The 14,023-nt window shown below is 42.1% G+C and carries 14 protein-coding genes; 7 read left to right on the top strand and 7 right to left on the bottom strand.

What is annotated here, in order from left to right; translation table 11 throughout:
• Positions 1-9 precede the first annotated feature (9 nt).
• The 4 genes from PASHI_RS18685 to PASHI_RS18700 all read left to right on the top strand — a co-directional run bounded on the left by PASHI_RS18685 (position 10) and on the right by PASHI_RS18700 (position 4,303).
• Positions 10-750 carry a 2,3,4,5-tetrahydropyridine-2,6-dicarboxylate N-succinyltransferase gene (locus tag PASHI_RS18685; RefSeq protein WP_062566658.1) on the top strand — a complete coding sequence of 247 codons (741 nt, stop codon included), beginning with the start codon at positions 10-12 and terminating at the stop codon, positions 748-750.
• Positions 750-1,955, top strand: coding sequence for a PLP-dependent decarboxylase (locus tag PASHI_RS18690; RefSeq protein ID WP_062566659.1), 1,206 nt, complete (start codon positions 750-752; stop codon positions 1,953-1,955). Before PASHI_RS18685 ends, PASHI_RS18690 begins: the two co-directional genes overlap by 1 nt.
• A 5-nt stretch (positions 1,956-1,960) precedes the next feature.
• Entirely contained in the window at positions 1,961-3,079 is a 1,119-nt protein-coding gene (locus tag PASHI_RS18695) for a succinylglutamate desuccinylase/aspartoacylase family protein (RefSeq protein WP_062566660.1), read from the top strand.
• Positions 3,080-3,265: 186 nt separating this feature from the next.
• Complete coding sequence (locus PASHI_RS18700; RefSeq protein ID WP_062566661.1) at positions 3,266-4,303, top strand: phospholipase A; 1,038 nt, start codon at positions 3,266-3,268, stop codon at positions 4,301-4,303.
• A gap of 43 nt (positions 4,304-4,346) precedes the next feature.
• On the opposite strand, the gene PASHI_RS18705 is transcribed toward PASHI_RS18700, so the two are convergent.
• The gene (locus tag PASHI_RS18705; protein WP_062566662.1) at positions 4,347-5,240 is read right to left on the bottom strand and encodes a bifunctional GNAT family N-acetyltransferase/hotdog fold thioesterase; all 894 of its coding nucleotides are present in this window, start codon (positions 5,238-5,240) and stop codon (positions 4,347-4,349) included.
• 228 nt (positions 5,241-5,468) lie between these two features.
• On the opposite strand from PASHI_RS18705, the gene PASHI_RS18710 reads away from it, so the two are divergent.
• The gene (locus PASHI_RS18710; protein WP_054563460.1) at positions 5,469-6,158 is read left to right on the top strand and encodes a spermidine synthase; all 690 of its coding nucleotides are present in this window, start codon (positions 5,469-5,471) and stop codon (positions 6,156-6,158) included.
• 169 nt (positions 6,159-6,327) lie between these two features.
• Here PASHI_RS18710 and dtd read toward each other — a convergent pair whose 3' ends face one another.
• From dtd to PASHI_RS18725, 3 genes are read right to left on the bottom strand one after another with little or no spacing between them, the layout of a single operon-like run.
• On the bottom strand, positions 6,328-6,765 hold the full coding sequence (dtd, locus tag PASHI_RS18715) for a D-aminoacyl-tRNA deacylase (RefSeq protein ID WP_062566663.1): 438 nt from the start codon (positions 6,763-6,765) through the stop codon (positions 6,328-6,330).
• Positions 6,753-7,706 (bottom strand): alpha/beta fold hydrolase, encoded by a 954-nt coding sequence (locus PASHI_RS18720; protein ID WP_062566664.1) that lies wholly within the window; start codon positions 7,704-7,706, stop codon positions 6,753-6,755. The genes dtd and PASHI_RS18720 overlap by 13 nt, the downstream gene beginning before the upstream one ends.
• A gap of 25 nt (positions 7,707-7,731) precedes the next feature.
• On the bottom strand, positions 7,732-8,604 hold the full coding sequence (locus PASHI_RS18725; protein WP_054563457.1) for a virulence factor BrkB family protein: 873 nt from the start codon (positions 8,602-8,604) through the stop codon (positions 7,732-7,734).
• 86 nt (positions 8,605-8,690) lie between these two features.
• Between PASHI_RS18725 and PASHI_RS18730 the strand changes: the two genes are divergently transcribed.
• Both PASHI_RS18730 and PASHI_RS18735 read left to right on the top strand, forming a co-directional pair.
• The gene (locus tag PASHI_RS18730) at positions 8,691-9,347 is read left to right on the top strand and encodes a DUF2959 domain-containing protein (protein WP_062566665.1); all 657 of its coding nucleotides are present in this window, start codon (positions 8,691-8,693) and stop codon (positions 9,345-9,347) included.
• A gap of 133 nt (positions 9,348-9,480) precedes the next feature.
• The gene (locus PASHI_RS18735; RefSeq protein ID WP_062566666.1) at positions 9,481-10,572 is read left to right on the top strand and encodes an MBL fold metallo-hydrolase; all 1,092 of its coding nucleotides are present in this window, start codon (positions 9,481-9,483) and stop codon (positions 10,570-10,572) included.
• A 15-nt stretch (positions 10,573-10,587) separates the two neighbouring features.
• On the opposite strand, the gene PASHI_RS18740 is transcribed toward PASHI_RS18735, so the two are convergent.
• The 3 genes from PASHI_RS18740 to typA all read right to left on the bottom strand — a co-directional run bounded on the left by PASHI_RS18740 (position 10,588) and on the right by typA (position 13,539).
• Positions 10,588-11,013 (bottom strand): BLUF domain-containing protein, encoded by a 426-nt coding sequence (locus PASHI_RS18740; RefSeq protein WP_058583995.1) that lies wholly within the window; start codon positions 11,011-11,013, stop codon positions 10,588-10,590.
• A gap of 222 nt (positions 11,014-11,235) precedes the next feature.
• Positions 11,236-11,541, bottom strand: coding sequence for a hypothetical protein (locus tag PASHI_RS18745; protein ID WP_062566667.1), 306 nt, complete (start codon positions 11,539-11,541; stop codon positions 11,236-11,238).
• 174 nt (positions 11,542-11,715) lie between these two features.
• Positions 11,716-13,539, bottom strand: coding sequence for a translational GTPase TypA (gene typA / locus PASHI_RS18750; protein WP_054552393.1), 1,824 nt, complete (start codon positions 13,537-13,539; stop codon positions 11,716-11,718).
• Between the last annotated feature and the right edge of the window lie 484 nt (positions 13,540-14,023).

The raw sequence follows: 14,023 nt of genomic DNA on the forward strand, positions 1-14,023 counted from the left end.
GGTTTTATCATGAGCTGGTTAGAATTATTAAACAACTTAGAATCAGGCGCAGTTCGCGCAGCAACACAAGACGAGAACGGCAACTGGCACGCCAATGTTGAAGTTAAACAAGGCATTTTAGAAGCCTTTAAAAATGGTACAAATACCGAGTTCCCGGGTGGTTTTGTTGATAAGCACAACTTAGCACCACAAGGCTTTGCAGCCGATGCTGGCGTGCGTATGGTACCAGGTGGTAGCAGTGTTCGTCGTGGCGCACACGTTGCCAAAGGCACCATTATCATGCCACCAGCATATGTGAATATTGGCGCGTTCATCGACGAAGGCACTATGGTCGACAGCCACGCATTAGTGGGTTCATGCGCACAAGTGGGTAAAAATGTTCACCTAAGTGCTGCAGTACAATTAGGTGGTGTACTTGAGCCAATTGGTGCTAGCCCTGTGGTTATTGAAGATGACGCATTCATCGGCGCAGGCTGCGTTATTGTTGAAGGTGTGGTTGTGAAAAAAGGTGCTGTACTTGCGCCAGGTGTTCGTTTATCGGCAACTATTCCTGTTTACGATTGCGTTAACGAACGCCAGCTAGACAAAGGTGAAGCCATCCCAGAAAACGCGATTGTGATCCCAGGCTCTCGCCCTGCTTCAAATGCATGGGCTCGCGAGAAAGGTCTAAGCATGTCTTGTGCATTGATCGTGAAATACCGTGATGAACAAAGCGATGCATCATTACTGTTAGAAGAGGTTTTACGTTAATGAGCTTTTTGAGCACGCCCATCAAGCAAGCTGTTGAACAAGTTTCAACACATCTTGATACGCCATTTTTTATCTATGATTTAGATAAATTAACTGCACATTTAAATCAACTGACTGCGCAAACCGATGTGAAGCTTTGGTATGCCGTAAAGGCCAACCCACTGTCTCGCATTATTCAATGTTTAGACAGCGCAGGGTTTAACTTTGATGTTGCAAGTAAAGGTGAACTTGAGCAAGTACTTGCTCAAGGCATCGATAGCGAGCGCGTGCTCAACACAGGGCCTGCAAAGAGCCCTAAACAAATTTCACATTTCATTGCTCGCGGCGTACGTACTTTTGTGGCCGAGAGCGTTAACCAAGTTCGCTGGTTAAACGAACAAGCAACAAAAGCAAATTGTCAGCTGCAAGTTCTATTGCGCGTACAACTTCGTTGGCCAGACAGCGAAAAGAACCCTCTTGGTGGCGATAGCCTTACTCCTTTTGGTTTGGGCTGTGATGAGTGGCAAGCACTCACTGTAAGTGATTACCCAGCTCTTAGCTTTGATGGCCTGCATATTTTCCAATGGGGCAATATGCTAAGTACTGACAAGCTCGCCGAGCTATGGCGTGCGATGATTGCGCCATTACAACAGCTAGCAAGCTCAATAAATATTAACCTTAATATTCTCGATTTAGGGGGTGGCTTAGGTATTCCTTATACGCAAGATGCTAACCGACTCGATTGGTCTGCACTTATCGAGACTCTGGCGGCTATTAAAGCAGATGCTGGTGTCAAAGAGCTTTGGATGGAACTTGGCCGCTATGCGGTGGGCGAATGCGGCCATTACGCAACGCCGGTTGTTGAGCGCAAAGAGAATTACAATCAACAACAAGTGATTTTATCAGGCGGTATTAACCATTTACTTCGCCCTGCTGTAACAAGCCAAGATTTTCCTGCGGCATTACTACGCGAGTCAACGGCTGAGCCTGCGGCAATGACTTTATACGGCCCTCTTTGCACCGCCCTTGATTGCTTAGGTGAGCACCAATTAGCGAGCGATTTAAATGAGCAAGACTGGTTGGTATTCAGCCAATGTGGTGCATACGGCTTTACCGAAAGCATGCCGTACTTTTTATGCCACGAATTAGCGGCTGAATACATCCTTGAACAAGGCAATATTGAGTGTATCCGTAGCGCTGAAGATGCCAGCTATTATTTAAGGTAATCACCATGAGTAAAGAGTTAATCAGCCAAGAGAATATTGTGGTTGGCGAGATTGCCAACGGCCTACCACTGACAATTCCTGTGTATCGCTTAAAAGGCGATGGCACGGGACCAAACGTGTATATACAAGCAAATATGCACGGCGCTGAAGTACAAGGTAATGCAGTAATTTATCAATTGCTTGAGCAGCTAAAATCACTCAAGCTGCGCGGCGATATTACCCTAGTGCCTTATGCCAACCCTATTGGTTGCAACCAAAAATCAGGTGAGTTTACTTTAGGTCGCTTCGACCCAATCACGGGCACCAACTGGAACCGCATGTACCGCTTTAATAAAGCGTTACCGTCACAGATTGCTGAACAGCATAAAGACAGTGATGATGCGACCCTTAAAGCTGCATTTAAACAGGCACTCGTTGCTGACATCGACAGTCAATTAACGGGTCCTGATTACAGCCTAACAACGGGTAAGCGCATTGCTCTTAACTTGCAAAAGCTTGCCCACCAGGCTGATATCGTTTTAGACCTTCACACTGGGCCTATCTCAAGTAAGCACTTATATTGCCCTGAATACGCCAAAGACAGCGCAAGCTACTTCAACATCGAACATGTGTTATTGATCCCAAGTGATTTTGATGGCGCAATGGATGAAGCGAGTTTCTGCCCATGGTGGTCGTTATCTCAAGAGCTTGCCAAACAAGGCCGTGAATTTGCAGTTCAAGTCGAAGCATTTACCGTTGAACTTGGTAGCCAAGAAAAAATCGATTTAAGTGCGGCACTTGAAGATGCAAATAGCATTTTAAGTTACCTCAATCAAAAAGAGGTATTAGTTGATGCTGCGTATCATCCAAAAGCGATGACACGTTATGCCTGCATGCTTGAAGATTATGTAGCTTACTACGCACCTATGGGTGGCATGGTCGAGTATCTTGCCCCACTGGGTGGCCATATTAAAGCTGGTGAGCCTATCGCCCGCATTTTAAGAATGGAGCGCTACCTTTCTGAGCAGCCGCTACAAACATTAAGTTTTGATAAAGACGCCATTGCTATTTTGCATTTTGCTTCAGCAAGCGTGAATCAAGGTACCGAACTTTATAAGTTTTTTACCAACGTATTTGAGCTATAAGCTCATCCCTTCTCATTGCGTGAGAGTCAACGGCTTATGCCCTTAGGCCGTTACAGCAGGGCTCCAAGCTTAGCTTGGGGCTCTCTATTTACCTAAAATTTCAACAATTCAGTACAAGTTCACGGTTACTTATGTAAAAATCGTTATAATTATACCTACTTACAAGTCTACTGAAAGGGAACTGCAATGGGATGGCGCATTTGGCTGGCAGCCGCTGGCTTATTTTCTGTACCTGTATTTGCTCAAACTGAACAACCACAAACTAACGAACAAGATGACGCGCTAGAACTCGTAAAGCAGTGTATTTTGAACGAAGCGATTGGCGGTGACGGTAAACAAACACTCGAAGAACTTCGTAAAAAATGCTCAGACTTAGACGAGAGTAAAAAGCTCACCGCTTTAGACAAGCGTAAAGCCCGTGAAGAAGTGAGCAAGAAAAACCGTAATGTGATCACCCCACATAAGCGTAACTACATATTACCGCTTTCATACGTATCTAACCCGAATGAACGTCCTTTTGATGGTTTAAAAGATCTTGCTGAGCAAACTGATGGCGAGCCACTTGATAATCTTGAAGTGAAATATCAACTTTCAATTAAAGTGCCTATTTTCGAAGGCTTTTCAGATAAAGATCAGGGCGTATTCTTTGCGTTTACCATGCAATCGTTTTGGCAGTTCTACAACAAAAATATTTCATCACCGTTTCGTGAAACAAATTACGAACCAGAGATCTTCTGGGTGAACTACCTTGATCCTGAGCATGTGCTTTGGGGCGATGAAATGGCAATTGCAATTGGTGCCTCACATCAATCGAATGGCCGCAGCCAGCCTAATTCACGTTCATGGAACCGTATCTATGCCGATTTCCTATGGGAAAAAGATGGCTTTGTTTTTAGCTTTAAGCCTTGGTATCGCATTCCTGAAGATAAAAAGGACGATGAGCTAGAAGCCCGTGGCGATGATAATCCAGATATCTACAAATACATGGGTTACTTTGAGTTCTCGGGTGCATATCGTTACAACGAGCATGAATTTAGCTTTATGACCCGTAATAACTTAAATTCAGATAACCGTGGTGCAATCCAATTAGATTGGTCTTTTCCTCTTTGGGGCCGATTACGTGGCTACGCACAATATTTTAATGGTTATGGTGAGAGCTTGATTGATTACAACGCCGATATTGAACGTTTTGGTGTGGGTATTCTGTTAACTGACTTACTTTAACTGTAAGAAGAGCGAGCTTTAGTTAGCTCGCTCTAAATAGTCGTTATTTTTTAACGATGAAGTGACCTTCAAATTCTGCTACTAACACATCGCCATCGTATACATTTACTGGCACGTGGTAGCTTGCTTTACCACTTTCTTCTAAATCAGCTAATTTGCCTTTACAGCCAGCCAGCTCAACACTACCACGAGGGTCGTTATTGAGTGGTTTAAGGTATTTAATGTTGGCATCAGCTAACACGATATTTCCTTCAAGGCCTGCTTCTTTCAGCGCAAGGTAAGTTGCGCCCCACCCTGTTAAGGTTGCTAAACTATAAATTGAACCCGCAAACATAGTGTTATGAAGGTTTAAGTTCGCATCTAAATCAGCGCGGGTAGTAAACTGCCAATCGGTATAGCTTTCAACTTTAATGCCCATCGCATCACTGATTGGGATCGACTCACGCCACGTGTTTTGCAGTACTTGTGTCCAGTTTGGATGACGGAACCAACCCGGCTCAGAGGGTTTTTGTTTTACCATTTTCCAATGCTGTACATCGTCATAGGCAAGGTGCGCTTTTTCTTTTAATTCGTAGCCATGACGCTTATAGAAATCAAGAGCTCGCTCACGAGCAAACAATACCAGCTCGTCAGCATCTTGAGTCCATGCGATTTTTTCTAATTCATGTAATAAACGGCTACCAATATGCTGGTTACGATTACCTTCAGCAACCGCCATATAACGAACTTGCGCTTGCTGATGATTATTAAAATGCAGGCGCGCTACGCCTAATACTTCGCCGTCATTATTTTTGATAAAGCGGTGCTCTGCGTCTTGTTCTAAGTCATCTTGCTCAGAACCACGCGGCTCGCCCCAGGGTGCTCTTAAAACCTGCCAACGTAATGAATAGTACGCTTGCCAATCTTCGCTGCTTTGTGGGGTGGTCACTTTAAACATAAAAACTCCTGTGATAATTCAGCCACTGTCTGTTGTTTTTCTGTCGTGGCCTTTGCAATGCGAATTACGATACGCGATCTTCTAACAAGTTGGAATAATACTTTGGTGACCCAGCCTAAATTATTATTCTTGGCTGTAAAAACTAATGCACAATTGCACTTTAAGCCTGCTGGTCTATGCTGAAATAATTGTATTATTTTAATAAATAAATAGCTAAAGGCCCGAAATATGGAACATTTTCTTGAACCCAGTGGCGCAGTAAAACATAGTTTTATTGAGGACTGCCACCGATTAGGGCAACTCATCTATTGGCATAAACAAGGCAATTACAGTATTCAAGTTAGGCAACTTAACCAATTACGCTGGTTATTGATCAATGAAACTCTGCAATCGGTCATTGAAAAACGCCGACCTGCCAGATTACTTTTCCCGCATTTACAATACCTTGCAAAGCTTTGGCAAGACTTAGAGGAACCTAAAAAGATTTTAGAACTAGGGCTAGGCGGTGGTGCTATTCGTAATTACTTACAGCACACCTACCCTGACAGCCAACTGACATCGGTTGATAAAAACCCCGACATAATTCACTGCTATAAACGTTACTTTGGTGGCGACCATGCCAATAATCTGCACTGTTTTGATGCGCAGCAAGTATTAGAGCAAAACAACGAATACAATTGGATTATCCTAGATTTATTCAGTGAGGTAGATGCGCCATTATTTTTATACAAGCACCAGTTTTACACCAAACTAAGAGCAGCGATGGCAAAAGATGGCTTGTTGTTCATTAATTTTTTATCTAATCACCCATCGCAACTAAAGCAACTTGAGCACCTGCTAATCACCGAGTTTGGCAAGCGCCCAAGCATTGTAAAAATCCCCGACTACGTAAATCACATCGTGATGATCAAAAAATAAAAATACTTATACCAATTCGCTTAATTAAGTAGTCTATTTTGAGGCAATAAAACCTCGTTGATAACAAGGCAAAAATTTCGTTATTTAGTTGTTCCAAATGAGAGATTTTTAACGCAGTTAGCGACAGGTTTAATCCCTCAAAATGATTAAGTATTATTGCGGGTTGGTATTACACAGATAAATTAAAAGTAACGGGACCATCGTTACATAGGCTTACTTGCATATCAGCACCAAACTGCCCGGTAGCCACTGTTAAGCCTACTTTTTTAGCCTCTGCAATAAAATACTCATAGAGTGTATTGGCTTGTTCTGGCGTGCCAGCACTTGAAAAGCTTGGACGCATACCCTTTTTAGTGTCGGCTGCTAAGGTAAACTGCGAAACCACTAAAAGCTCACCTTTGATATCATTCAAACTTAAATTCATCTTTCCTTGTTCATCGGTAAAAATGCGGTAATTGCTGACTTTGTGTAAAAGCTTCAGGGCGCTTTGCTCGGTGTCCTGTTTTTCAACACCTAATAGCAGCAAAATACCTTGTGAAATTTCACCAACTACTTCGCCTGCCACTTCTACTTTTGCTTGTTTTACTCTTTGAATTAAGCCTTGCATTGATCCCTCGATAACTTGATATACATTAAATCTGCGGCACGTCGCATTGCCGCCAAATATACCTGATTATCACTGCTGTGCCCAATGCCATCTAAAATCAATAATTGTGCATTTAACTGTTCAGCAAGCTGCTGTACGGCACTATATCGACAGATCAAATCGGCGCGGCCATGAATAAACCAAATAGGTAAATGAGTCAGTAGATGGGCATTTTCTGCGATAAAGCCTTCTTCAATGAAACAGTGATGACGAAAATAATGCACCATTAACTTTGCTTGATTTAACCCGACATGGGGCTCCTGTAAACTCCAGTTTGTTAACGGCTCACCATGACATAGCACCTGCTCCCAATGACACCATAACTTAGCAAATTTACTGGCTTTAATTTGATCATCATTGTTTAGTTGCTGCTGATAAAAGTCGAGTAAGGCACGCCAATCAGTGTAATCATGTACAAATTCATTAAAGCACTCAGGGTAAAAATGCGCGCCGGCTCCTTTTGTTGTGTAAAGCCACTCGAAGTCACTGTTACAAGCTAAAAAGCTAGCCCGTAAAATAAGCCCTGCAACATGCTCTTGGTGATGAATAGCATAGACAAGTGCCAAAGTGGCACCCCATGACTCACCACACACCAGCCACTTTTCAATACCCAGTTGCTGGCGTAAATACTCGAGATCGGCAACTAATTCTGAGGTGGTATTGGTTGAACTATCATGGGGGGTTGAGTGACCGCAACCGCGCTGACTGAACATGATCACTCGAAAACGTTCTAAGTCGAAAAAGCGGCAATTTTCAGGGCATAGACCTGCACCAGGCCCGCCATGGCATAACACCACAGCAATCCCTGTAGACGCACCATATTCTTGCACATGGATTTGATGACCATCGCCAACACTCAAGTGATAATCACGGTTGGCAACATATTGTGGATGTAACTGCACCTCGCTCTCCTTAGGTGCAGTGAATTTAAACCTCTATATCAGGCGTGTCCTCGATATTCTCAGGGCTGATACATACAGTAAATTCTGCACCGAGTAATACGACAATCCACGACAAATACACCCATACAAATAAAATAGGGATTGTCGCCAACGCCCCATAAATAACTTCGTACGATGGGAAGTGGCTGATGTACAAAGCAAAGCCTTTTTTTGTCAGCTCAAACAACATAGCTGCAAACAAAGCGCCCGGAATTGCCGCTCTAAATGGAACTCGTGTGTTAGGAACTAAAGTATAGAGCATAATGAAGCCAATCATTGAAATTATGTAAGGTAATAATTTCAATAAAAAGCCGCTAAAGCCGGGGATACCTTGATCGGCAAACGACACTAACGACACGATGTATGAAGTAACACCAATACTAGCCCCTAATAACACAGGGCCTAAACTAAGCACCATCCAATAAACGGCAAACGAAATCATCATTGGGCGCTTTTTCTTAATACGCCAAATTCGATTTAATGTAGCATCGACATTGCGAATAAGTAACAAAGATACCGCCGCTAAAAAACCCACACCAACGGCAGTCATTTTATTCGCATTACCGGCAAAAGCGCTGATATGCTCTTTAATTACATCTGTAGAGGTCGGCACAAGGTTAGTAAACAAGAAGTTTTCTATGGTCACTAACGTGCTTTCGAATCCTGGAAAAGCAGAAAAAATAGCAACACCAACCGCGACTAAAGGCACGATTGATAATAAGGTCACATAAGCCAAGTACCCAGCATTAACAGTGATTTGATCGTCAATACAACGATTAAGATACTGCATCCACCAAGTAGGTTGTTGCTTTAAAAAAGTGCTTAATTGCAACTTATATCGACTGAGCTTCTCATCCATAGAATCTAATTTCTGCTAAAATGTTTTGATAATCATAGCAATCCACCACATAATTTGAAATGAAAGGTACCTAAAAAGGATTCTCAATGAAAAAACTGACACTTTTAAGTGCACCACTATTTGCAGTAACAATGGCATTATCAGGCTGTCAGTCAGCTTATTACTCAGCCATGGAGTCTGTCGGTGTGCATAAACGCGACATTTTAGTAGACCGCGTAGAAGAAACAAAAGAAGCACAGCAAGAATCACAAGAAGAGTTTCAATCAGCATTAGACAGATTAACCACGCTGATTAACTTTGATGGTGGTGAACTACAAGATGCCTACAATCAACTGAATGATGATTACGAGTCGAGCCTCGCGGCAGCAAACGACGTAACAAGCAATATCAATAAAGTAGAAGATGTCGCTGAAGCGCTATTTGATGAGTGGGCCGATGAGCTAGAGCAATACAAAAGCGCCTCTCTTAAACGTGAAAGCAGCAAAAAGCTCAATGCAACTAAGCGCCAATTTGATCAACTACTTCGTTCAATGCGCAGCGCAGAAAGCAAAATGGAGCCGGTATTATCATCACTTCATGATAATGTTTTGTACTTAAAACATAATCTAAACGCACAAGCTGTAACTGCAATCAAAGGTGAGTTCACAAACCTAAAACGCGATATAAAAGTGTTAATGGACGACATGAACAAATCAATTGAAGACTCTAATAAGTTCATTGAGCAAATGAACAAAGCGGGCTAATCAGCTCAAGCTATTCATAACAAAAGCCTACTTAAACGTAGGCTTTTTTATGTAACCTCTTGTTACTTTTTAATGATTTATCTTAAATTTTATTTTGCTAAACTCACGGCAAAGAATAAAAAGTAAGCATGGTATGCATTTAAAAACACTCTCTACGCTTATTGCAGCAGCACTTTTAAGTGCATGCAGTAATTCAAATACTGTTAATATTATTGCCGGTGAAGGCACCATTACTCCGTTAAAAACTGAGGGAGAGTACGAAGGCCGCTACCACAACCTTTATCCGGGTGATAAAGAATACCCAACAACCTGCACAGACAATTGCTATGAAGAATCAGAACTCCTTGTGTGCAACGACAGCAACTCACAATGCGAGTTTCATGCAGAACAACATGTGCCTGCAATCAATTCAGGTTTTACGGTGCGCTGGTTAGGTCATGCTGGGTTTTATATTCAATCACCAAATGGTGAGCAGCTGTTGTTTGACCCTGTTAAAGATCAGTTTGATTCGCCCGTAGACTTTGCCTTTAAGCTTGCTGGGGGCATTTATCGCAAACCTGGTTTTTGGCCATCACAAGCTGAACTTAATGGCTTAGATGCAGTAATGTACTCACACATTCACTATGACCATTTTAACAAGGCGGATATAGAAGAGATTGGCAATACCCCCCGCTACTTAGTGCCATTAGGGTTTGCAGATAACTTCCCGACGGGTGGCTTTAATATTTCCGAAATGGCGTGGTACGCAAGTACACAAATTAATGATTTAACGATTCATGCACTGCCAGCTCATCATTTTAGCAGTCGTATAATGGTGCCTTTCATTTATGACGACCACAATAAAGATTTATGGAATGGTTGGTTACTTGAGCAAAATGGTAAAACCTTGTTTTTTGCTGGTGATACCGGTTACTCAAAACACTTTCAAGATATTAATCAAAAATACGGCGAGATTGATGTGTGCTTAATGCCAATTGCTTCCTACTACCATGAAGAAGATGGTAAGTGGTATCGTTATGTTCATACTACACCTGAAGATGCATTAAACGCGGCAGAAGAGCTAAGCTGTAAAGTGATGATCCCGTGGGGTTATGGCAACTCAAGCTGGCAAATGGGCGACCATTCTAGTCACTCTGCATTATTAAGATTACTGCAAATGCAAAAACAGATGAACAGCCAAGTTCCTCTTTACATTTTAAATGAAGGTGAGCAAGTGTCACTGTAGTGACACTTGCAAGCCCTACATAGTATGTTTGAGCAATGAGTCCCGTAAAGCCAACATAAGTTTATGGGCGCTTCCTGCTGACATGGCTAGTGGGTTAAATTCGCTGGTACCTGAGTACTTAAGGTTAATAGGGGTCACTTGTTTAGTGTAAGGAATGTAACCCATAGACCAATTTTCAAACTCTCTTTCATAAATTTCACAATAGTTCAGCATGATGATATTGCGATGACGTTTGTCATTAAGAATACGATGATAAGTTTCATTAACTGCTTTTCGTGACCCCTCAAGGCATTGCATAAAGTGAGAACTATTAAAACAAAGTAGCCCAGTTACATTACTTTCTGCATTATTCTGCTTAGCTTTCTCAAGAATATCTTCGATGTCATTGGGCCCAAACCCATCGCTAATTTCACTTGTGTAAATCAGTCTAACTAAATACATCTTACTCTCCTGCAAGTTGGATTTAGAAAAGATAGTACAGATGGGGGAGTTAGTAAAAAGTTGCTAGCTGCGAGTTGCTAGTTGCTAGTTGCTAGTTGCTAGTTGCTAGTTGCTAGTTGCTCAATAAACTAATTAACTAGGTTAGAAGTACAAACAAAATAAGTAAAGCTACAACTCTGATAGCAATGTTGGAACAATTTACTCCTAGAAAATTAGCTTAGGCTAAATTCCAGTGGTATTAACTTTGTTATGGAAATATTTTCCTAAAATTCCTGTAGGTAGCAATAAAACATTAATCACTATAGTACGAAATATTACGCCAACAAGAAAAATAATATCAAGGTCAGGATTACCATCCCACTCAGGTTGGGACATTAGTTGCGACACATAGCGTAAGTCACTAGCAAATACACTCACAAAAATGATGCAATGCGCAATGAACAAGCCTAGATAGCCATATTTCTTTGCAGCGAGAACTGTTATCGCTAACCATCCGAGCCAGTAATAAAACTCATACCCAAAAAACATTTAATCTTCCATTCGATCTGACAGCTGAGAGCTAACGGCTAACGGCTGACGGCTGACGGCTGACGGCTGACGGCTGACGGCTGACGGCTGACGGCTGACGGCTAATCATTACAACAAAAAACCGCCGTATTTTTCAATACGGCGGTTTTAATTTTGTGAAACTAAAAGACCTTATTAGTCTTTAGCTGCACGGCTCGCACGCTTACGCTCACTTTCAGTTAAGTGACGCTTACGGATACGGATGTTTTCAGGTGTCACTTCCACTAACTCGTCATCATCGATGAACTCAATCGCTTGTTCAAGCGTGTAGTTTAATGGTGGAACAAGCGTTTGTGCTTCATCTGTACCAGATGCACGAACGTTTGTAAGTTGCTTACCTTTAAGCGCGTTTACTGTTAGGTCATTGTCACGGCTGTGGATACCGATAACCATACCTTCGTAAACTTCAACACCGTGACCGATGAATAACTTACCACGGTCTTGTAAGTTGAATAATGCGTTAGTAAGTGCTTTACCTGTTGCGTTAGCAATCATTACACCATTCTTACGAGCACCGATAGTACCGCCTTTATGTGGACCGTAGTGATCGAATGTGTGGTAAAGAAGACCAGATCCAGACGTTAATGTCATGAATTCAGTTTGGAAACCAATTAAGCCACGGCTTGGGATCATAAAGTCCATACGTACACGGCCTTTACCATCTGGAGACATGTCTGTTAGTTCACCCTTACGAAGACCAATTTGTTCCATGATAGAACCTTGGTGCTCTTCTTGACAGTCGATTGTAAGTGTTTCGTATGGCTCTTCTTTTTGACCATCAACTTCACGAAGGATTACTTGTGGACGAGATACAGCAAGCTCGTAACCTTCACGACGCATGTTCTCGATTAAGATACCTAAGTGTAACTCACCACGACCAGAAACACGGAAGCTATCTGGGTTGTCAGTTTCTTCAACACGTAATGCAACGTTGTGAACAAGCTCAGCTTGTAAACGCTCAAGGATGTTACGTGAAGTTACGAATTTACCTTCTTTACCAGCAAATGGTGATGTGTTTACAGAGAACGTCATTGTTACTGTAGGCTCATCAACGCTTAGCGGTGGTAATGCTTCAACGGTATTTACATCACAGATAGTGTCTGAGATTTTCAACTCACCAAGACCTGTGATTGCAATGATGTCACCTGCGCCTGCAGATTCTGCTTCATGACGCTCAAGACCTAAGTAGCTCATTACTTGGCCAACTTTACCGTTACGCTTAGTACCGTCTGCGCTTACAACAGTAACCTGTTGGTTAGGACGAACAGTACCACGCTTGATACGACCTACACCGATAACACCGATGTATGAGTTGTAGTCAAGCTGAGAAATTTGCATTTGGAAAGCACCTTCAGGATCTGCATCCGGTGGAGATACTTCGTCAACGATCATCTGGAACATTGGTTCCATGTTATCTGATGGCTCGTCTAAATCCATTGTTGCCCAGCCGTTGATAGCTGATGCATAGATTACTTTAAAGTCTAACTGTTCGTCAGTTGCACCTAAGTTATCGAATAAGTCGAAAACTTGGTCCATAACCCAGTCAGGACGTGCACCAGGCTTGTCGATTTTGTTGATTACAACAATCGGCGTTAAACCTTGTGCGAATGCTTTTTGCGTTACGAAACGCGTTTGCGGCATTGGACCTTCTTGAGCATCAACAAGTAGTAATACTGAGTCAGCCATCGAAAGTACGCGTTCTACTTCACCACCGAAGTCGGCGTGTCCTGGGGTGTCTACGATATTGATATGGTAGTCGTTCCAAGAGATAGCTGTGTTCTTAGCTAAAATGGTAATACCACGCTCTTTCTCAATGTCGTTTGAGTCCATTACGCGCTCTTCGTTACCGCCGCGCGTTTCTAATGTGCCTGATTGCTCAAGCAGTTTATCAACCAAAGTTGTTTTACCGTGGTCAACGTGGGCGATAATCGCTATATTTCTTAACTTTTCGATGCTCATATTTTTTCTCAGAGAAATTGAATCTCATTGATCCTGCAAGATCTACGCACTCACCTGCGTTTTCACCAGATGTCCCAGCATAGGATTTAAAAGGGCGCATATTATCCCTTAATAATGGCATGGATGAAAGTTTATCCAATATAAATTTATAAACTTTCTTCAGGCTTTTTATAAGTATCTGTTTTATAAATGACAAATTTATGAAAATTAAAGTGAATCTTAGCTCAAAACTGGCGAAATTTTCGTTTTTGAACCATATTTTGGCACTAAATCGTGTTCATAACAGAAAAATTGGCACGCTCAATAATTGTGCAAAACAAGGTCGCACTTTTTACGCACCAGAATGATCTTTTTACGCACCAACTTAGTGCAATAAAAGTTAACAAAACGAAGCCCTGTTCACTTTTTATAAGCCTAAACAAGGTGTTAAAAACATGGCACGAAACCAGCTTATATAAGCGAAAAGCAATAATGCAGCAAAAAA

This window comes from Pseudoalteromonas shioyasakiensis (assembly GCF_001550135.1).
Taxonomy (GTDB): domain Bacteria; phylum Pseudomonadota; class Gammaproteobacteria; order Enterobacterales; family Alteromonadaceae; genus Pseudoalteromonas; species Pseudoalteromonas shioyasakiensis.

Coding starts and splice junctions, on each gene's coding strand:
- PASHI_RS18685 (WP_062566658.1), top strand. CDS start 10: ATGAGCTGGTTAGAATTATTAAACAACTTAGAATCAGGCGCAGTTCGC.
- PASHI_RS18690 (WP_062566659.1), top strand. CDS start 750: ATGAGCTTTTTGAGCACGCCCATCAAGCAAGCTGTTGAACAAGTTTCA.
- PASHI_RS18695 (WP_062566660.1), top strand. CDS start 1,961: ATGAGTAAAGAGTTAATCAGCCAAGAGAATATTGTGGTTGGCGAGATT.
- PASHI_RS18700 (WP_062566661.1), top strand. CDS start 3,266: ATGGGATGGCGCATTTGGCTGGCAGCCGCTGGCTTATTTTCTGTACCT.
- PASHI_RS18705 (WP_062566662.1), bottom strand. CDS start 5,240: ATGTTTAAAGTGACCACCCCACAAAGCAGCGAAGATTGGCAAGCGTAC.
- PASHI_RS18710 (WP_054563460.1), top strand. CDS start 5,469: ATGGAACATTTTCTTGAACCCAGTGGCGCAGTAAAACATAGTTTTATT.
- dtd (WP_062566663.1), bottom strand. CDS start 6,765: ATGCAAGGCTTAATTCAAAGAGTAAAACAAGCAAAAGTAGAAGTGGCA.
- PASHI_RS18725 (WP_054563457.1), bottom strand. CDS start 8,604: ATGGATGAGAAGCTCAGTCGATATAAGTTGCAATTAAGCACTTTTTTA.
- PASHI_RS18730 (WP_062566665.1), top strand. CDS start 8,691: ATGAAAAAACTGACACTTTTAAGTGCACCACTATTTGCAGTAACAATG.
- PASHI_RS18735 (WP_062566666.1), top strand. CDS start 9,481: ATGCATTTAAAAACACTCTCTACGCTTATTGCAGCAGCACTTTTAAGT.
- PASHI_RS18740 (WP_058583995.1), bottom strand. CDS start 11,013: ATGTATTTAGTTAGACTGATTTACACAAGTGAAATTAGCGATGGGTTT.
- PASHI_RS18745 (WP_062566667.1), bottom strand. CDS start 11,541: ATGTTTTTTGGGTATGAGTTTTATTACTGGCTCGGATGGTTAGCGATA.
- typA (WP_054552393.1), bottom strand. CDS start 13,539: ATGAGCATCGAAAAGTTAAGAAATATAGCGATTATCGCCCACGTTGAC.